16 protein-coding genes are annotated in these 19,409 nt (G+C 69.7%); 6 read left to right on the top strand and 10 right to left on the bottom strand.

The window, feature by feature from the left end; all coding sequences use genetic code 11:
* Positions 1–33 precede the first annotated feature (33 nt).
* The 3 genes from HEP74_RS14405 to ffh form a co-directional block, all read right to left on the bottom strand.
* Entirely contained in the window at positions 34–834 is an 801-nt protein-coding gene (locus HEP74_RS14405) for an aminotransferase class IV family protein (protein WP_185813459.1), read from the bottom strand.
* Positions 831–1,901, bottom strand: a complete 1,071-nt coding sequence (locus tag HEP74_RS14410) for an NAD(P)H-dependent flavin oxidoreductase (protein WP_185813460.1) — start codon at positions 1,899–1,901, stop codon at positions 831–833. The genes HEP74_RS14405 and HEP74_RS14410 overlap by 4 nt, the downstream gene beginning before the upstream one ends.
* Positions 1,902–2,332: 431 nt before the next feature.
* Entirely contained in the window at positions 2,333–3,712 is a 1,380-nt protein-coding gene (gene ffh, locus HEP74_RS14415) for a signal recognition particle protein (protein ID WP_185813461.1), read from the bottom strand.
* A gap of 207 nt (positions 3,713–3,919) precedes the next feature.
* Here ffh and HEP74_RS14420 point away from each other — a divergent pair, with 207 nt between their 5' ends.
* Positions 3,920–4,714: a cytochrome C assembly family protein gene (locus tag HEP74_RS14420; protein WP_185813462.1), complete on the top strand. Its 795-nt coding sequence runs from the start codon at positions 3,920–3,922 to the stop codon at positions 4,712–4,714.
* A gap of 162 nt (positions 4,715–4,876) precedes the next feature.
* Here the strand turns inward: HEP74_RS14420 and HEP74_RS14425 are convergent, their stop codons facing one another.
* Entirely contained in the window at positions 4,877–5,929 is a 1,053-nt protein-coding gene (locus tag HEP74_RS14425) for an aldose epimerase family protein (RefSeq protein WP_185813463.1), read from the bottom strand.
* Positions 5,930–6,548: 619 nt separating this feature from the next.
* Here HEP74_RS14425 and HEP74_RS14430 point away from each other — a divergent pair.
* Positions 6,549–8,141, top strand: a complete 1,593-nt coding sequence (locus tag HEP74_RS14430; protein ID WP_185813464.1) for an alpha-N-arabinofuranosidase — start codon at positions 6,549–6,551, stop codon at positions 8,139–8,141.
* Between the two features lie 98 nt (positions 8,142–8,239).
* Here the strand turns inward: HEP74_RS14430 and HEP74_RS14435 are convergent, their stop codons facing one another.
* A complete protein-coding gene (locus HEP74_RS14435; protein WP_185813465.1) occupies positions 8,240–8,713 on the bottom strand; it encodes a hypothetical protein in 474 nt (157 codons plus the stop codon).
* 127 nt (positions 8,714–8,840) lie between these two features.
* Positions 8,841–10,901: an elongation factor G gene (gene fusA / locus HEP74_RS14440; RefSeq protein WP_185813466.1), complete on the bottom strand. Its 2,061-nt coding sequence runs from the start codon at positions 10,899–10,901 to the stop codon at positions 8,841–8,843.
* 565 nt (positions 10,902–11,466) lie between these two features.
* On the opposite strand from fusA, the gene HEP74_RS14445 reads away from it, so the two are divergent.
* Both HEP74_RS14445 and HEP74_RS14450 read left to right on the top strand, forming a co-directional pair.
* A complete protein-coding gene (locus HEP74_RS14445) occupies positions 11,467–12,603 on the top strand; it encodes a DJ-1/PfpI family protein (RefSeq protein ID WP_185813467.1) in 1,137 nt (378 codons plus the stop codon).
* A gap of 76 nt (positions 12,604–12,679) precedes the next feature.
* Positions 12,680–13,762 (top strand): GlxA family transcriptional regulator, encoded by a 1,083-nt coding sequence (locus HEP74_RS14450; RefSeq protein ID WP_185813468.1) that lies wholly within the window; start codon positions 12,680–12,682, stop codon positions 13,760–13,762.
* A 52-nt stretch (positions 13,763–13,814) separates the two neighbouring features.
* Here the strand turns inward: HEP74_RS14450 and HEP74_RS14455 are convergent, their stop codons facing one another.
* Positions 13,815–14,978: a dipeptidase gene (locus tag HEP74_RS14455; RefSeq protein WP_185813469.1), complete on the bottom strand. Its 1,164-nt coding sequence runs from the start codon at positions 14,976–14,978 to the stop codon at positions 13,815–13,817.
* A gap of 221 nt (positions 14,979–15,199) precedes the next feature.
* On the opposite strand from HEP74_RS14455, the gene HEP74_RS14460 reads away from it, so the two are divergent.
* Positions 15,200–16,468: a cation:proton antiporter gene (locus tag HEP74_RS14460; protein ID WP_185813470.1), complete on the top strand. Its 1,269-nt coding sequence runs from the start codon at positions 15,200–15,202 to the stop codon at positions 16,466–16,468.
* Between the two features lie 21 nt (positions 16,469–16,489).
* Here HEP74_RS14460 and HEP74_RS14465 read toward each other — a convergent pair whose 3' ends face one another.
* Complete coding sequence (locus tag HEP74_RS14465) at positions 16,490–17,422, bottom strand: LysR family transcriptional regulator (protein ID WP_185813471.1); 933 nt, start codon at positions 17,420–17,422, stop codon at positions 16,490–16,492.
* A gap of 140 nt (positions 17,423–17,562) precedes the next feature.
* Between HEP74_RS14465 and HEP74_RS14470 the strand changes: the two genes are divergently transcribed.
* Positions 17,563–17,829 (top strand): DUF2798 domain-containing protein, encoded by a 267-nt coding sequence (locus HEP74_RS14470; RefSeq protein ID WP_185813472.1) that lies wholly within the window; start codon positions 17,563–17,565, stop codon positions 17,827–17,829.
* A 114-nt stretch (positions 17,830–17,943) separates the two neighbouring features.
* On the opposite strand, the gene HEP74_RS14475 is transcribed toward HEP74_RS14470, so the two are convergent.
* Positions 17,944–18,663 (bottom strand): hypothetical protein, encoded by a 720-nt coding sequence (locus HEP74_RS14475; RefSeq protein WP_185813473.1) that lies wholly within the window; start codon positions 18,661–18,663, stop codon positions 17,944–17,946.
* A 97-nt stretch (positions 18,664–18,760) separates the two neighbouring features.
* The gene (locus tag HEP74_RS14480) at positions 18,761–19,381 is read right to left on the bottom strand and encodes a glutathione S-transferase family protein (RefSeq protein ID WP_185813474.1); all 621 of its coding nucleotides are present in this window, start codon (positions 19,379–19,381) and stop codon (positions 18,761–18,763) included.
* Positions 19,382–19,409: the final 28 nt, after the last annotated feature.

Raw genomic sequence — 19,409 nt, forward strand, 5'->3', positions numbered from 1 at the left:
GCGCGGAACGCTGCCAAGTCGCCCCAAGATCGGTCAGATGGCTTGCCAGGCTTGGGTCTCGACGGCCGCGTTCAGTATTCGCAACAGCTCCGCGGCCGGCCCCAGCGCCTGCCCGTCCACCGCGGCGATGGCCTGCTGGCCGCGCGCGTTGCAGGCGAAGGCGGCGGCACACCCGGCCAATTCGTGCAGGTGCAGCGGCCGCACCTGCTGGGCGATGCCGAGCGCGGCCAGGCCGGCCTGCAGCAGCCGCTCCTGGGTGCCGCGCAAGGCCGGCGCCTGCGGCCACACCACGCCCTGCCCGTCCCAGGCGCCCAGATTCCAGATCGAGCCCTCGGCGATCAGGCCCTGCGCATCGACGAACAGCGCATCGTCGAAGCCGGCCTGCAGCGCCAGCCGGCGCTGGTGGAACAAGGCGAAGGTGCCGGCGTGCTTGATCTGTGGCAACTCGCGCGCGAACACCGCGCTGCGCAGCCGCAAGGGCGTGGCGTCCGCCTGCGCGGGCGCGGCCAGCGACACCAGCAGTTGCGGCGTGCAGGCCGCATTGGCGTGACGGAAATCGAAGTCGCGGGCGAACACGCTGACGCGCAGCGACGCATCGCCGCTGCCGAATGCCTGCAACGCCGCGCGCAACTCCGCACGGATCCGATCGGCCGCCAGTTCGCTGCCGAACAGCGTGCGGGTGGCCTCATCGAGCCGCTGCAGGTGCAGGTCGAAACCGCGCACCGCGCCGTCGCGCACCTGCATCGTGCTGAAGTGGCCGTAGTTGACCAGCGCCGGCGCGGCCAAGACGTCCGCGCTCGCCGGCCGCCCTTCGCAGAACAGCCTCGCGCTCACAGCAGCGCCTGCGCCTGGTCCCACCAACTGTCGAGCAGCGTCGCCGCCGGCTGCGCCGGCGCCATCCACGCCGACTGCCCGGCCCAGGCCTGCATCGCTGCCAGGCGGCCTTCCCGCACCGCGACCTGGCGCATCGGCGCGGTCAGCCCGCGCTGCACCGGGTATGGGCGCGGCGGCGGCGCTGTCGGCACGGCGGCAGCGCACACGTAGTCGGTGGCCAGCGCGCGGCCGAGGCGGCCGGAAAACGCACGGGTCGGCACCGTCTGTTCCGGCTCGGCGCGCGCCAGCGCGTCGGCCCAGGCCGGCGCCAGCGCCGCCTCTGGTGTGCGCAGGAAGGCGGTGCCGATCTGTACCGCGCTGGCCCCCAGGGTCAGTGCCGCAGCGATGCCGCGGCCATCGGCGATGCCGCCGGCGGCGATCACCGGCACGTCCAAGTGATCGGCCAGCCGAGGCAGCAACGCGAACAACCCGGTCAGCTGCTGCTCGGCGCGCGCCGCATCGAACGCGCCGCGGTGGCCGCCGGCCTCCGCGCCCTGCGCGACCACCGCATCGGCACCGGCCGCCTGCGCGGCCAGTGCCTCGTCCAGCGTGGTGGCGCAGGCGAACCAGGCGATGCCGGCCCGCTTCAGCTGCGCGACGAAGGCGGGCGGGAACAGGCCCATGATCGAGGACGCCACCGCCGGCCGCGCGTCCAGCAGCGCGGCGCATTGCGCGTCGAAATCGGCTGGACCGGCATCGCCGGCGGCAGCTTCGACCGGCGGCCCCCACTGCGCGAGGAACGCGCGGGTGGCGGCCTCGGCTGCGGCATCGCGCAGCGGCGGCGGATCGGGCACCCACAGGTTGACCTGCGCCGGTCCGTTGGTGTCGCGCCGAAACGCGTCCATCCAGGCACCGATGTCCGCGACCGAGGACAGCACCGCGCCCATCGCGCCCATGCCGCCGGCCTGCGCGACCGCCACCGACAGCGGCACCGGGCAGGCGCCGGCCATCGGTGCCAACAGGATCGGTGCGCGCAGGGCGAAGCGGGTGCAGAACGCGGTGACGCGGTGTTGCAGCGAATCGTTCATGGCGGGTCGATACTGCGCGTGGCGGATGCGCAGCGGATGATATCGCCAGTTTCGGCGCAGCGGCTGCGGGGTACAGCAGGCACGGGATGCGAGGGATGAGGCTGCATTGGATTGGATGGCGAGGTGGCTTCGCCCCGACCCTCACCCCAACCCCTCTCCCGGGGGAGAGGGGCTATGCGCGCTGGGCTGTTCCCTTCTCCCGCCGGGAGAAGGTGGCCCGCAGGGCCGGATGAGGGTACGGGCGAAGCCTCGTGTTCTTCGAATCAACGAGACGCTTTCGCGCCGGATCCTCACCCAATCCCCTCATATGCATGACGAGGTGGCTTTCGCTCCGACCCTCGCCCTGGCCCCTCTATGCATGGCGAGGTGGCTTCGCCCCTACCCTCACCCCCAACCCCTCTCCCGGGGGGAGAGGGGTTTAGGGTAGCGGCTCAGCGGAACGGCAGGCCGCCGCGGCCGCGCATGCCGCCCATCATGCCCTTCATGCCGCGCATCAGGCCCTTCATGCCGCCGCCGGCCATCTTCGACATCATCTTTTCCATCTGCTGATACTGCTTCATCAGCTTGTTGACGTCGGCCGGCTGGGTGCCGGAACCGCGCGCGATACGGGCGCGGCGCGAACCGTTGAGCAGGGTCGGATTGCGCCGCTCCTTCTTCGTCATCGAACCGATGATCGCAATCATCCGCGGCACGTCCTTGTTGCCGGCGACCTGCTGCTTGAGGTGCTCGGGGATCTGGCCCATGCCCGGCAGCTTGTCCATCAGCCCGGAAATGCCGCCCATGCTCTGCATCTGCTCGAGCTGGTCGCGCATGTCGTTGAGGTCGAACTTCTTGCCCTTGGCGACCTTCTCGGCCAGCTTCTGCGCCTTGTCCTTGTCGACCTGGTGCTCGACCTGCTCGACCAGCGACAGCACGTCGCCCATGTCCAGGATGCGGCTGGCCAGGCGGTCGGGATGGAACACGTCCAGGCCGTCGGGCTTCTCACCCACGCCGATGAACTTGATCGGCTTGCCGGTGATGTAGCGCACGCTCAGCGCGGCGCCGCCGCGGGCATCGCCATCGGTCTTGGTCAGCACCACCCCGGTCAGCGGCAGCGCTTCGCTGAACGCCTTGGCGGTGTTGGCCGCGTCCTGGCCGGTCATCGCATCGACCACGAACAGGGTTTCGGCCGGGTTGATCGCGGCGTGCAGCGCCTTGATCTCGGTCATCATCGCTTCATCGATGGCGAGGCGGCCGGCAGTGTCGACCAACAGCACGTCGACGAAGGACTTGCGCGCGTCGGCGATCGCGGCGCGGACGATGTCCACCGGTTGCTGCGAGGCCTCGGACGGGAAGAACAGCACCCCGACCTGCTCGGCCAGGGTCTTCAGCTGCTCGATCGCGGCCGGGCGGTAGACGTCGGCCGAGACCACCATCACCTTCTTCTTGCGCTTTTCCTTCAGGTGCTTGGCCAGTTTGCCGACCGTGGTGGTCTTGCCCGCGCCCTGCAGGCCGGCCATCAGCACGATCGCCGGCGCCGGCACGTTGAGGTTGAGGTCGCTGGCGGCCGAACCCATCACCGTGGTCAGCTCGTCGCGCACGACCTTGATCAGCGCCTGGCCCGGGGTCAGGCTCTTGAGCACTTCCTGGCCGACCGCGCGCACCTTGATGCGCTCGATCAGGGCCTGCACCACCGGCAGCGCGACGTCGGCCTCGAGCAGCGCGATGCGCACTTCGCGGGTGGCTTCGCGGATGTTCTCCTCGGTCAGGCGGCCGCGGCCGCGCAGGCGCTGCATGGTGCCGGAGAGGCGTTGGGTGAGGGATTCGAACATGCGGGCGGGTCGCAGACGGGAAACGGTCGTCGATTATAGCCGCGCCGGCCGGCGATCCCGGAGCCGGCCCTGGCGCCGCAGCCGGCCGGCTTGCTCCCGGTGCCGCCGCAGCCGCATGGCGTGCTGTCGTGGGCGCAGCGCGAACGGGCGCGTCCGATCGGCCGGGCCGCCGCCACGAGCGCAGGCCCGATATGCGAAACTGGCGCGATGTTCTTCATCCTCGTCGCGACCCTGCTGTACCTCACCGCCACCGGCCTGCTGGTCGGCTCGGTGGTGCGCGACCGGGTCGATCGCAGCCGCGCCTGGCTGTGGGCGGCGCTGCCGGCGGTGGCGCTGCATGCGGGCTACCACGTGCAGGTGGCACTGCACACCGCCGGCGGGCCGGACATGCACTTCTTCGCCGCGCTGTCGCTGGTCAGCCTGGGCATGGCGCTGATGACCGCGCTGGTCGGCGCCAGCGGGCGCATGGCGGCGCTGGGCGTGGTGGTATTCCCGCTGTCGGCGGCGCTGCTGCTGGCCTACCACTCGCACGGCCACGAGCCGGCGCCGGTGCTGGACTGGCGGCTGCAGCTGCACGCATGGATGGCGCTGCTGGCCTATGCCACGCTGGGCATCGCCGCGCTGCTGGCGGTGATGCTATGGCTGCAGGAGCGCGCGCTGCGGCGTCGCGACTTCCATCCGTGGCTGCGCGCGTTGCCGCCGCTGACCGCGCTGGAGACGCTGCTGTTTCGCACCATCGTGGTCGGCTTCATCCTGCTGACCCTGACCCTGCTGACGGGGGTGCTGTTCGTGCAGGATTTCCTGGCGCAGCGGCTGGTGCAGAAGACCGTGCTCAGCGTGCTGTCGTGGATCGTGTTCGGCGCGCTGCTGTTCGGCCGCTGGCGCTACGGCTGGCGCGGGATCAAGGCGGTGCACTGGACCCTGGCGGCGATGCTGTTGCTGCTGCTGGCGTTCTTCGGCAGCAAGTTCGTCATCGAACTGGTGCTGGGGCATCCGCAGTAGCGGCTGCGCGTCGGTATCGGGATGTCAGTGCATCCCGTGTAGGAGCGGCTTCAGCCGCGACGGCCGGCGCCGAGGAAATATCGGCTGCGGAAACGATCTGTCGCGGCTGAAGCCGCTCCTACAGGAAGCGCGATCGCTGCTGGCAGCGATCTGCATCACACCTCAATCGGCTAGCGCCGCCTCCACCGCGGCCCAATCGGCATTCGCGCCGACCTCGGCGAAGCGGTATTCGATGCGGTGCCGGTAGACCTGGCCGGGACGCAGGATGGTGTCGGGAAAGCCCGGCTGGTTCGGCGCATCCGGATAGCCCTGCGGCTCCAGGCATACGCCGCGGCCCAGGCCCGGATGCTGGCGGTCCAGCCAGTGCCCTTCGTACAGTTGCAGCGCCGGCATCGCGCTGGCGATGCGCATGGCCACGCCGCTGTGCGGCGAATACAGGATGGCGCTGCAGTCGCGCGGATCGGCCAGCACCAGGCAGTGGTCGTAGCCGCCGCTCAGGCGCAGCTGTGGATCGGCCGCGCCGTCCTTGTCGCCAATCGCGCGCGGGCTGCGGAAGTCGAACGGCGTGTCGGCCACGGCGGCGACCTCCCCTGTCGGCAGCAACGCCGCGTCGGCCACCGGCAGGTAGCGGTCGGCCGGCACCCGCAGCCACTGCGCGGCGGCCGCCACGCCGGCATCGCCGGCCAGGTTGAAGTACGGATGATGAGTGAGATTGAGCGGGGTCGGCGCATCGGTCTGCGCAGCGAACTCCAGTTCCAGGGTGCGCCCGTGCACCTTGAACTCGGCGCTGACCTGCACGTTGCCGGGATAGCCTTCCTCGCCGGCCGGCGAGTCGTAGCGCAGTTGCAGGCCGCGCTCGGACTGCGCCTGCACCGACCACACCCGGCGCCCGAATCCGCTCGCGCCGCCATGCAGATGATTGGCGCCTTCGTTGGCGGTGACCGCGTAGCGCTGCCCGTCCACGCTGAATGCCGATCCGGCGATGCGGTTGCCGAAGCGGCCGACCAGCACACCGAGATAGGCCGGGTCGTGCAGGTACGCGTCCAGCGTCGGCAGCCCGAGGACCAGCTCGGTGCGGCCGCGCGCGGTGTCGAGGCTGAGGCCGCGCAGCAGGCCCCCGTAGGTCAGCACTTCCGCGCGCAAGCCGGCGCCGCTGTCCAGGAGCACACGTTGGATGGCGGTACCGTCGGGAAGCTGGCCGAAGATCGATGACATGCGGGGTCCTTGTTGGGCGCGTGCGGAGTCCACGCGTGCCGCGCAGCATAACCAGCACGGCCGCTCGCAAGCCATCGCCGCGCGCGTTGGTGCATCGATGCACCACGCCGCGCACTTGCAGCTGCGATCGCGCGCCACCGCCAGGCGCGTGCGATGCTGCAGTCCACGCATGCGATCTGCGGCATCGCATCATTGCAATCCCCATATCGCTACGCCGATTTAAATCATTGGTCCGCTATAGGTCGCTCGCCTATCCTCGATGCGCGCATCGGGGAGCGCATCGGCAATGCACGACGCCGGACAGCCGCACCAGCAATGCGAATCGGCTATAGCAGCGAGGATTTAAGTGATTGGTCGCAACCTGCCGGCCTGCCTATGCTCGAACCGCGGTCGGGGATCCGCTGCCGTGCCGCCGCACCATCACCGGTCACAAGGATTGCGATCTGCACCGATACCTCCGCCATCGTGCCGCGCCCTGCCAGCAGCCACCGCCGTTGTTCGCTACGCGTACGCCAGCCACCGTTGTCCCACTGCATGCGCCGCACGCGGCGAGTGCCGCCCTTCACCGACAAGGCGTCCTTGCGGGGAACCGCCGCCCCATCCATCCAGGAGACCCACGATGCTCTCGACCCGCTCACTGAAGAACGCCGCGCGACGCTGGCGGCGGCGCCTGCCGCTGGCCGCCGCGGCGGCCGCGCTGACATTCGGCGCCGGCCTGGCGCAGGCCGCCGACGTCGCGGTGCGCGGCACGCTGCATGCCGACCAGCCGGGTGCGCAGGTCTCGCGCAACCTGTTCGGCCAGTTCGCCGAACACCTGGGCAACGGCATCTACGGCGGCGTGTGGGTCGGGCCGGATTCGAAGATCCCCAACACCCGCGGCTATCGCAACGACGTGGTCGCGGCGCTGAAGGCGCTGGACGTGCCCAACATCCGCTGGCCCGGCGGCTGCTTCGCCGACGAATACCACTGGCGCGACGGCATCGGCCCGCGCGCCAAGCGCCCGACCAGCATCAACACGCACTGGGGCGGCGTCGAGGAACCGAACAGCTTCGGCACCCATGAGTTCATGGACTTCACCGAGCTGCTCGGCACCCAGGCCTACGTGGCCGGCAACGTCGGCGACGCCGCGCCGGACGAGATGGCGCAATGGGTCGAGTACATGACCGCGCCGACCAAGTCCACGCTGGCCAACCAGCGCCGCGGCAACGGCCGCGAGGCGCCGTGGAAGGTGCCGTACTTCGGCGTCGGCAACGAACTGTGGGGCTGCGGCGGCAACATGCGCGTGGAATACGCCGCCGACGTGTACCGCCGCTACCAGACCTTCGTCAAGGCGCCGGCCGATCAGAAGATCATGAAGATCGCGCCGGGCCCCAGCGATGCCGACTACCACTGGACCGAAGTAATGATGCGCGAAGCCACCAAGTACATGGACGGGCTGAGCATGCACTACTACACCATCCCCGGCGGCTGGCCGCCGCGGGCCTCGTCCACCGATTTCGACGAGACCGCGTGGATCGAGACGCTGTCGCGCACGCTGCTGATGGACGAACTGATCAGCAAGCACAGCGCGATCATGGACAAGTACGACCCGGGCAAGAAGGTCGCGCTGGTGGTGGACGAATGGGGCACCTGGTACAGCGGACTGCCCAACGTCAACCCGGGCTTCCTGCGCCAGCAGAACACGCTGCGCGACGCGCTGGTGGCCTCGCTCAACCTGGACATCTTCGTCCAGCATGCCGACCGGGTGCGCATGGCCAACATCGCGCAGATGATCAACGTGCTGCAGGCGATGATCCTCACCGACGGCGACAAGATGCTGCTGACCCCGACCTACCACGTGTTCGCGATGTACAAGCCGTACCAGGACGCGACCGCGCTGCCGCTGCAGATCAAGGCACCCGACTACAAGCACGGCGAGTACACGGTGCCGTCGGTGCACGGTTCGGCGGTCAAGGCGAAGGACGGCCACGTCTACGTGGCGCTGACCAACCTGGACCCGAACCGCGCTGCGGAGGTGGTGGTGAGCGTGGACGGCGTACAGGCCAGCGGCGTCAGCGGACAGATCCTGACCGCACCGAAGATCACCGCGCTCAACACCTTCGAACAGCCGCAGGCGGTGAAGCCGGCTGCGTTTAGCGGCGCCAGCCTGCAGGGCGGCACGCTGAAGGTGGCGCTGCCGGCCAAGGCGATCGTGATGCTGAAGCTGCAATAGTCGCGGACGCCTTCGCGCCTACCCTCCCGCTGCAGGGCGCGGGCAGGTCGTCCGAACCACGCCGGCGCAGTCGGCGTGGTTTTTTTTATGCGCTGCGTTTACTCCGGCGTGTCGGACAGCCGTGCGAACAGCGAGTCGCCGTCCGGCGAGATCAGGTCGCTGACCGCCCAGCAGCCGTTGCCGCGGCGCTGCAGTTCGATCTTCACCGAGCCCGGCTTGGTGGCCGAACCGCCATGCGCCAGCCGGTAGTCCACCCGCACCTCCAGCACGGTCGCCAGGGAGCCGCCGGACACCAGGGTGAAGCGCGGCGCGCCCTGGATGTCGCCGTCCTGCGCGTTGGTCCACGGATCGTAGTCCAGGCGGCAGATGCCCTCGCGCTCGGCACAGGCGAGCTCGCCCTTGATCGCGTGGGCGAAGGACGGCGTCAGCAGCCCGTCCAGATTCTGCGGCCGCCAATAGAAATCGCGCGCCTGGTACAGCCGCTGCGCCACCTGCAGCGGCGTCGCGCACGGCGGCGCCTGCGCCGCGGCGAACGCAGGCAGGAAGGCAAGGATGGCAACGAGTCGACGCATGCGCGGCTCCGGTATCGGGGGCGCCTATGAAGCCCGGATCGCCGCGTGCACGCAAGCGCCAGGCAAAAAAGAGGAGCCGGCGAACCGGCTCCTCGACTTCGTACAGCAGCTCTCGCAAGCGGGCGATCTACGCCGCCCTGACCGCCTCGTAGCCGTCGAAGGTCATGCTGGCCGACGCGCGCCCCTGGGTCAGCGAGCGCAACGCGGTGGTGTAGGCCTGCAGTTGCGCCAGCGGCGCGTGCGCGACCACGTCGGCACGCGCGCCGCGCTCGGCGATCGCCACGACGCGTCCCTCGCGCCGCTGCAGATCGCCGAGCACGTCGCCGACGCTGGCGGCCGGGGTATCGATCGCCAACGCCATCACCGGCTCCAGCAGCAGCGTGCCGGCCTGCGCCAGCGCGGCCTTCACCGCTTCCGACGCCGCACGCTGGAACGCCATGTCCGACGAATCCACCGCATGCGCCTGGCCATCGACCAGCACCACCTCCACGCCCACCACCGGGTAGCCGCGCGGGCCCTGCGCCAGCGCCGCGCGCACGCCCTTCTCGGTCGCGGCGACGAACGCCTTCGGCACCACGCCGCCGCGGCTGCGGTCGGCGAAGACGACCTCGCCATCCGTGCGCGGCACCAGGTCCAGCACCACCTGCGCAAACTGGCCATGGCCGCCGTTCTGCTTGGACAGCCGCCCGACCACGCCCAGCGCCGCGGCGCGCAGCGTTTCCTGGTAGGCCACGCGCGGCGCGCCGGTACGCACGTCCACCTGCCACTCGCTGCGCAGGCGCTCCACCATCACCTCCAGGTGCAGCTCGCCCATGCCCCACACCAGCGTTTCGCCGGTCTCGGCATCGCTGTCGACCCGGAACGAGGGATCTTCCTGCGCCAGCCGCGCCAGTCCCTGCCCCATCCGCACCAGCTCCGCGGCATTGGTCGCGCCCAGCCGCCACGCCAGCACCGGCGGCTGCGTACGGATGCTTTCCAGCACCCAGCGCTGATCGACGCCGCTGAGCGTCTCGCCGCTGGCCGCGTCCTTCCAGCCGAGGATGGCCACGATCTCGCCAGCAACCGCCTGCGTCACGTCGTGGGTGCGCTGCGCCTGCACCACCGCCAGCCGCCCGACCCGGCGCAAGCGCCGCGCCTGCGACGTCCACACCGTGTCGCCGACGCGCAAGGTACCCGCATACACACGCACGAAGGCCAGCGGCCCCTGTGCGGTATGCGCGACCTTGAACACCAGCGCCGCCAACGGGCCGGACGGATCCGGCGCCAGCGCAGCGAGCGCCATGCCGGTGCCGCCGACGTCGTCCGCGTCGCGCGTCGCCGGCACCGGCGGGCGGTCCAGCGGCGACGGCAGCCAGTCGACGATCGCGTCCAGCAACGGCTCGATGCCCTTGCTCTTGAACGCCGAGCCGGCCAGCACCGGCACGCCGGCGCCGGCCAGGGTGGCGCGGCGCAGCGCGACGCGCAGCGTGTCGTCGTCGATCGCCCGCTCTTCCAGATAGGCCTGCGCCAGCGCGTCGTCGTGCTCGGCCACCGCAGCGACCAGCCGTTCGCGTGCCTCGGCGAACGCAGCGGCATCGTCCGTGTTCCATGCGCGCGCGGCCATGCGCCCGTCGCCGTCCCATGCGAGCACGCGGCGGCCGACCAGATCGACCCAGCCGTCGAAGCCGGAATCGCCCGGCAGCGGCACGCCGACCGCCCACACCGTGGCATCGAGCTTGCTGCGCAGCTGCGCCAGCACGCCATCGAACGAAGCGCCGGCGCGGTCCATCTTGTTGACGAACGCGACCAGCGGCACGCCGTGCCGGCGCGCCTGGCGCCACACGGTTTCCGATTGCGGCTGCACGCCGTCGACCGCGGAGAACACCGCGACCGCGCCGTCGAGCACGCGCAGCGAGCGTTCCACCTCGATCGCGAAATCGATGTGCCCGGGGGTGTCGATCAGGGTGAGCCGATGCGCCGGCTGCCCGCGCGGCGCCCACTGCGCCTGCACCGCGGCCGCGCCGATGGTGATGCCGCGGGCGCGTTCGATGTCGGAGAAGTCGGTGGTGGCGGCGCCGTCGTGGACTTCGCCGACGCGATGGATCGCGCCGGTGGCCCACAGCAGGCGTTCGGTGAGGGTGGTCTTGCCGGCGTCGATGTGGGCGATGATGCCGAGGTTGCGCCAGCGGGAAAGGATTTGGGTATTCATGAGATGGGTTCCGCATTGCCAACACTGGGGAAGCCGCATGCCCCGGTTGGCGACTGGGCATGCGGCTAGGTTTTCGGTTCGGCGGCGTAGTGCATGGCACGTTCTCCTTCGCGTTTCGGAGGTGGGACAGCTGGAAAAAAGGCAATAAAAAAGCACCCATCGGGTGCTTGTCTGCGGCGGATCGGCGGCGGCGGAGCGCTACGGCTCGGCTCGGTCCATCCCGTCAGGCAGGCGCACCCGGCCTGCGCTGATGCGCAGGGCGTCGGTCGGCAATATCAGCAGCGGTGCGTGCGGCATGGGAGGGCGGGCGATACGGTGTGATGAGGGCGCAAGTCTGGACCTGCGCCGCAGGCGGGTCAATCCATTCGGCACCACGCCGCTGGAACAGTCCGGCGCGGCGCGTGCAACGACGCGACCGGGCCGCTTGCCAGCGTTGTCGCGGAAGCGTACGCAAAGGAGTTTGCGGATGCTCATTCCCCCTCTTGGCAGAAAATGAAGGAAGATCGACCTTTGAGCCACGCGTGAATCCCGAGAGAGTGGGATCCCAACCACACCGGATTCCACCATGTCGCAACATCCACGCTTCCTCTCGCGCATCGCCCTTGTCAGCGTCGCCGGCCTCTTCGCGGTGTGTGGGTCGGTTGCCGCCGCCGGTTCTGCGGCGACAGCGCAGCCAGCGAATGCCCAGGTGACGGGCTTGCCGATCATCCACGTCCGCAAGCATCCGGATGCGCTGCCCGTGGTGGTCGTGGTCGCCCAGGACAAGACCGTGCTGTCGGACTTCGTCGTGCCATACGGCGTACTCGCGCAATCCGGCGCGGCAAAGGTGATCGCCCTGAACATGACCGACCGCCCGTTGAAGGCTGGCCCGCTCACGCTGTTGCCCGACATGACCGTCGCCGCGTTCGACGAAGCCTACCCCGATGGGGCCGACTACGTGATCGTACCGGCGACGGCGGACAAGCATGCCGAGGAAGCGACCTGGTTGCGGGCGCAACGCGCGCACGGCGCCGCGTTGGTGTCGATTTGCGACGGCGTCGAGCTGCTGGCGGAGATCGGCGCGCTCGACGGTCGCCGCGCCACGGGCCACTGGGCTTCGCTGCAGGATCGTCGGAAGCATTACCGGCAGGTCACCTGGCTGACGAACCTGCGCTATGTGGCCGATGGCGATGTCGCCTCGAGCGCCGGCGTCTCTGCCGCACTGCCGATCAGCCTTGCGCTGGTCGAGACGATCGCCGGACCGCAAGCGGCGCGCGCGACCGCCGACCGCCTGGGCGTTGCGGCATGGGAACCCGCGCATGACAGCGACATGTTCAAGGTTCTGCCGGCGGACGAGGCAACGCACCGCGCCAACATGCACGTCAAGCACGAAGATGTGGTGGCGATACAGGTGCAAGACGGTGACGACGAGGTGGCGCTGTCGCTTCACGCCGAGGCATGGTCGCGCACGATGCGCAACGAAGTCCGCGCTGTCTCCGACACGGCCGGCCCGGTACGGCTTCGCGGCGGCCTGCGCGTGCAGACCCAGGCGACATCGTCCTTGACTGCGGACGTGCGCATCGTAGTGGCCGAGACCGCCCCTGCCGGCACGGCGCTGCCTGCCGCTTTCGATCTGATCGCCCAGCGCTATGGCAGCGGCACCGCGCGCCTGTCCGCACTCGGCATGGAATATCCGTGGGGCGACCTGAAGGCGGCACAGTGACATGCACAGTTCCCTCCCTCGGCGTTATCCAGTCCAGGTCACAGGGTGGCCATATGCCGCCACCGGACGCTAGCCCATGACGTCTTTGCCAGCTCAAGGTGTTCCAGCTTCCATAGATGGAAAGCCCATCCGCAGCGATCGCGCGGGACAGCCGCCAGGACCGCTGCGGGTGGTGCTTCTTGCCTACGACGGGATGAACCTGCTTGACCTCGCTGGTCCGTTGCAGGCGCTGGCCACGGCCAACCGGGGCGCGGAATCGGGGGCACCGGCACGCTATGACACGATCGTGGCATCGGCACAGGGTGGCCCGATCGTCACCGGGTCGGGCTTGCCCGTGGTCACCGTCGCGGTCTGCGCGCTGGCGAACGTCGCGATCGACACACTGATCGTGCCGGGCGGCTGCGCGGGCGAGGAGTTCGAGGTCACGCCCGCGTTGCGCGATTTCATCGCCGCGCGCGCCGGATCGGTACGCAGGCTGTGTTCCGTCTGTACGGGCGCGTTCCTTCTGGCAGCCGCCGGCCAGCTCGATGGCCGGCGCGTGGCGACGCACTGGGCCTGGCTCGATAAGTTGAAGCGCCGGCATCCGCAACTGGAGGTCGATCCGGACAGCATCTTCATCCGCGACGGCAATCTGTGGACCTCGGCCGGGGTGAGTTCGGGCATCGATCTCGCACTGGCGCTGATAGAGCAGGATTATGGCCCGCGCGTTGCGATCGATGCTGCCAGACACCTGGTGGTTTTCATGAAGCGCGCCGGCGGGCAATCGCAGTTCAGCGTGCCGCTGGCGGCGCAGACGCGGGATCATGCCTTCGTCGAGCTGCACGCGTGGATGGCGGCGAATCTGGGCGCGGACCTGTCGGTCCCGCAGCTCGCCGAGCGTGCAAACATGGCGCCGCGAACCTTCGCGCGCATCTATGCGGCCAAGGTGGGGCGCACGCCTGCCAAGACGGTCGAGTTGATGCGGCTCGAGGCGGCGTGCCGCGCGTTGGAGGAAACCGGGTTGCCCTTGAAGAGCATCGCCCTGCACGTGGGCTATGGCGACGAACAGCAGCTGCGCCGCGCGTTTCAGCGCCAGTTCGGCACCAATCCAGGCACGCATCGCTCGCGCTTCTCGACGCACCTCGCAGGCGTCGAAACGGAGGAAACGCGGCAGCCTTGAGGAACGATGAGCGCGAGCGCGAAAGTCTGGAACACGGATATGCCGGCGCGCGTCAGGCCGCCCAGATCTCGCCGAACACCCGATCGAAGTTCAGCCCCAGCACCTTCTCGGTCACCCGCGCGCTGTAGCCGTGGCGCAGCAGGCCATCGGCGACGCGTTCGAGCTTGCGCACGCTGTTGACGTCGGGCAGGTACGGGGTGCGGTTCTCGCCGGGCGCGCCGACGCCGTCGTGGCGGCGCTGCTGCATCAGCGTGTCCATCTCGCGGATGTCCTGCGCGGTGACCGGGAAGAACATCGAGTCGGTGCCGATGCCGACGTGGTCCTCGCCGCACACGTCCAGCGCATGGCGCATGTGCCGCAGATAATCGGCCAGCTGCGGCTGGCGGCTGTCCTCAGTCAGAAACGGCAGCATGTAGATGCCCATCACCCCGCCCTTGTCGGCCAGCGCGCGCATGTCGCGGTCGAGCTTGTTGCGCGGATGCGCGAACACCGCGCTGCAGCCGGCATGGGTGAACACCGGCGGACGCTGCGACAGCGCGATGCCGTCGCGGGTGGTCTGCGCATTGGCATGGCTCAGGTCCAGCGCCACGCCGAGCCGGTTCATGCGCGCGATCGCTTCGCGCCCGAGCGTGGTGACGCCGCCGGTATCGCCGTCCAGGCAGCCGGTGCCGAACGGCGAGGCGCGGTTGTAGGACAGCTGCATCACGCGCACGCCGAGCTGGCGGAACAGATCGATGCGCTCGGGCTTGTCCTCCAGCATCGCCGCCGATTCGAAGGAGAAGATCAGCGCGATCCGGCCCTCGCGCTTGGCCCGCAGCAGGTCGTCGTGCCGCAGCACTTTCAGGAAGTGCTGCGGATAGGTTTCGACCAGCGCCTGCGCCGCGGCGATGTCCTTCACCGCTTCCTCGAAGTCGCCAGCGGCGCCGCCCAGCGTGGTCTTCAGCGCGGTCACGCCGGAATCGCGCAACTGGCGTATGCGCTCGGCGCTGTCGCCTTCGCCGGCCAGCTGGCCGATCGAGGCCAGGGTGTTGGCGTCGAGCACCAGGGCGCGGCGATACAGCGCCGCGGCGTCGCTTGCGTCCGCGCCGTTGCCGGCCGTGTCCTTCGCCTTCGGTGCCACGGCGCCATTCGCCGCCGCCGTAGCGGGCAGCAGCCCGGCAAGCAGCGCGCTGCCGGAAAGGCCCAGCCATTGCCGCCGCGTCCATGCTTCGCTCATCGCTTTCTCTCCCGCTGCAATCAAGTGGTAACGCGCCCAGCGGCCGCCAACGGCCACGCGCGCAGCCCCGCATAGCACTGCATCCGGCGCGCGGCGGTCAGTGCCGAAAGTACCGTCGGCGCTTCGCCGCACCGCCAGGCGCGCATGGCGAGCGGCCGGCTTGCGTGGATTTCTCCGCGCCGCGCTCCTATCATCCGCCGACATATCAGGGATGCGTGCCGATGACCACACCGCAGATGTCCGTCTATTTCTTTCTGCAGGCGGCGGCGATCCTGCTGATCTGCCGGCTGGTCGGCCTGCTGGCCAAGCGCGTGGGCCAGCCGCAGGTGGTGGGCGAGATGATCGCCGGCGTGGCGCTGGGGCCGTCGCTGTTCGGCTGGCTGCTGCCGGACGTGCAGCAGGCGCTGTTCCCCAAGCAGACCCTGGACATGCTGTACGTGGTCGCGCAGTTCGGCGTGGGCCTGTACATGTTCCTGGTCGGCACCGACTTCCGCGGCGACCACTTCCGCGCGCGCTACCGCAGCGCGATGAGCGTGTCGCTGGCCGGCATCGCGGTGCCGTTCGTGCTCGCGTTCGCGCTGGTGCCGTGGCTGCTGCATACCCCGGGCCTGTTCTCGGCGAAGGCCAAGACCCTGGAAGCCTCGCTGTTCCTGGGCGCGGCCATCGCCATCACCGCGTTCCCGATGCTGGCGCGGATCATCCACGAGCGCGGCCTCACCGGCAGTTCGCTGGGCACGTTGGCGCTCACCGCCGGCGCGGTGGACGACGCCGCGGCCTGGTGCATCCTGGCCATCGTACTGGCCAGCTTCGGCGGCAGCTGGAACAGCGCCTACCTGGCGATCGGCGGCGGCGTGGGCTACGCGCTGTTCATGATGCTGGTCGGCCGCCATTGGCTGCGCCGCCTGGCCGATCACGTGCGCCCCGACCAGCCGCTCAGCGCCAGCGTGCTGGCGGTGGTGCTGATGCTGTTCTGCACGAGCGCCTGGGCGATGGACGCGATCGGCATCCACGCGGTGTTCGGCGGTTTCCTGCTCGGCGCCTGCCTGCCCAAGGGCGCGCTGACCGAGAAGCTGCGCGAGCAGCTGCAGCCGTTCGTGGTGGTGTTCCTGCTGCCGATGTTCTTCACCTTCTCCGGGCTCAAGACCCAGCTCAGCGTGCTGCTGGACCCGCAGATCCTGATCGCCGCGGTGGCGATCCTGCTCGCCTCGTTCCTGGGCAAGGGCATCGCCTGCTGGGCCGCGGCGCGCGCCAGCGGCGAGAACAACCGCGACGCGATGGCGATCGGCGCGCTGATGAACGCGCGCGGGCTGATGGAGCTGATCATCATCAACATCGGCCTGCAGGCCGGGGTCATCGAGCAGGGCCTGTTCTCGATCCTGGTGCTGATGGCGATCGTCTCCACGCTGATGGCCACGCCGCTGTTCAACTGGGTGATGCGCCGCGCCGCCGCGCGCGAGGCGGCGCCGGCGGTGGCCGGCGGCAGGCCGTAACGCGCGGCCCGTCGTGCGGGTCTAGGCCGGCGCCACGCGCCACGCCAGCGGCAGGCCGGCGACGAGGTGCTCCTGCAGGGCGCGCACCTTCGGGGTGAAATCGCGGCGGTCGGCCACGCAAAGGTACAGCCGCATCGGTTCGGGCGCAGCGTCGGCCGCGCCAGCAGCGGCGTCTTCGAACAAGGCGCGCAACGCGCCGCGCTGCAGGTAAGGCTGCGCCACGAACGCGGCCAGCCGGGTGATGCCGCCGCCGGCCGCGGCCATGGCGGCGAGCGCATCGATGTCGTCGCCGACCAGCGCCGGCGCCACCTCGACATCGAAGCGCAGCCCGTCGCGGACGAAGCCCCAACGCAGGTAGCGGCCGTCCACCGCCCAGCGCAGCAACAGGCAGGCGTGGTCCTTCAACTGCTCCGGCGTCGCCGGCGTGCCCGCACGCGCCAGGTACTCCGGCGCGGCGCAGAACACGAACGGCACCGCGGCGATGCACCGCGCGACCAGGCCGTCCTGCAATTGCGGCTCGATGCGGATGCTGGCGTCCACGCCTTCCTGCGCATGGTCCACGCGATGATCGGCGCTCAGCAGTTCGATCGACAGACGCGGATGCCGCGCCGCCAGCGCCGGCAGCAGCGGCGCCAGCACATGCCGGCCGAACGCGGCGGTGCTGGCGATGCGCAACCGCCCTTCCGGCTCGGCCTGCGGATCGGCCACCGATTGCCGCGCGCGCTCCAGATCCAGCTCCACCCGCCGCACCTGCTGCAGATACAGCGCGCCGCGCTCGGTCAGCGCCAGGCTGCGCGTGCTGCGGTTGAGCAGGCGCACGCCCAGGTGCGCTTCCAGCCGCGCGATGTTCTGGCTCACCGCCGCCGCGCTCACGCCCAAGGCCTTGGCGCCGCCGGCGACGCTGCCGGCCTCGACGGTATGGATGAAGCTGCGGATGGACTGAAGAAGGTTCACTGGCAACAGCTATACGCGATGCATTCGTAAGTTGCAGTTTACAAAGTCGCAAGCCGCCCTCGCCTACTGGCGCTGCGACCGGCTTGCTAACGTGCCGCCTCCCGCGCCGTCAGGCCGCAACGACCACCGAGGCATCGCCCATGCAGGATTTCGATATCGCCGCGCCACGCCGCCTGAAACTGGGCGTGCGCACCACGCCGTTCGTGTTCGCTTTCTACATGGCCGCGATCATGGCCATGCTGATGTGCCTGGTGATCACCGCGGCCAATGCCGGTCTCGGCGAGGACTATCTGCAGCGCGTGCTGGGCGCGTATCGGCTGGCGATGCCAACTGCGTTCTGCTGCATTCTGGTGGTGCGGCCGCTGGTGATGCGGCTGGTGGCGGCGACGGTGCATGCGCCGCGTTGAGGTTTTGAGGGTTATCGCGTGTGATGCAGCGATGGTGGCGATGGGCCTCCTGTCGCGGCTGAAGCCGCTCCTACAGGTGGGGCGGCCTGCACCGAGGCCAGAAAAGTGCCGGCCTCACAGCGGCGTCAGCCGCCAGAGCCCGTAGGGATTGGCGAACAGGTCGCCGGGCTGGAACTGGGCGCTGGGTTCGGCGTCGAGCCGGTAGCGCGGCGCATCCTCGGCGACGGCAAAGGTATGGCCCTCGCGCATCGCCGGCGCTTCGGTGAACAGGTACCAGGTGAAGGTGTGCAGCAGCGCGACCGGGTCGTCTGCCGCCTGCGCATCAACGATCGCGTCCTTCATGCCGAAATGGTGCATGCCGCAGGAATGCACCTGCTCGCCGGTGAGGTTCAACACATAGGCACGATGGGCGCTGAAAAAGCCCAGGTCCGCGCACAGCTGGCGCCACGCCCCCGGACCGTGCGCGACGCCGCTGCTCTCGACCTTCACGCCCAGGCCGCCGGCGTCCAGCAGCGCCGCGGCCGCCAGCATCATCGCCTCGGCGCGCGCCCGGGAACCGCCATCGCCGATCAGGTACACGACCGAGGCATGCGCATCGATGCGCGCCATGTCGTCGGAATCGAGCCAATGCGGCCCGGCGGCAGCGAACGCGTCGGCCATGCGTGGGTCGCGCGACTCGTATTGCAGTTCGAAGGCATCGCCGCTTTCCATATGCAGCAGGACCTGCCCGGCAAACAGGTAACCGCCGCTGTCGCGGACGATGCGCGCGAGCAGATCCGAACGGTCCTGCCATGGGCCGGGAATGCACAACACGATTTTCGGGGTTTCGATCAAGGTGGCGGCTCCTTGCCGTCAGGTAGCGGATACGCGCGAGCGGAATGGCCGCTGCAGCGAAACGGCGCGGCAACGCTGGCCGCAGGCCACACCATACTCAGGTCAGCGGCGTCATCACGCCCTTGCGGTAGGCCGGACGCTGTTGCAGGCGCCGGTACCAGTCCTGCAGATGCGGCAGCGCCGGCCGTTCGATCGGCATCTCGAACCAGGCGTAGGCGAAGCTGCCCAGCGGGATGTCGCCCATCGCGAACTGCGCGCCCGACAGCCACGGCTGCTGCGCCAGCGCCGCATCGGCCATGCCCAGCAATTCGCCCGAACGCGCCAGCGCCGCGGCGATCCTGGCTGCGTCGCGTGCTTCGGGCGCGGTGCGCAGCGTGCCCCAGAACAGATCGCGGAACGGGCCGGCGAAGGTCGACGTGGTCCAGTCCATCCACTTGTCGCCACGCGCGCGCTCGGCCGGATCCTGCGGATACAGCGTGTCCGGCGCATAGCGCGCGGCCAGGTAGCGCACGATGGCGTTGGATTCCCACAGCGCCAGGCCGTGGTCCTCGATCGCCGGCACCAGGCCGTTGGGATTCAATGCGCGGTAGGCCGGATCGGCGGTCTTGCCGAACGCACCGCCGACCTCGATCGATTCATAGGCCACGCCGATTTCCTCGGCGCACCACAGCACCTTGCGCACGTTGCTCGAATTGTGTCGGCCCCAGATCTTCAGCATGGCAGCGCTCCTGTCGCGAGCGCCAATT

This window comes from Xanthomonas sp. SS (assembly GCF_014236835.1).
In the GTDB taxonomy this organism is placed as follows: domain Bacteria; phylum Pseudomonadota; class Gammaproteobacteria; order Xanthomonadales; family Xanthomonadaceae; genus Xanthomonas_A.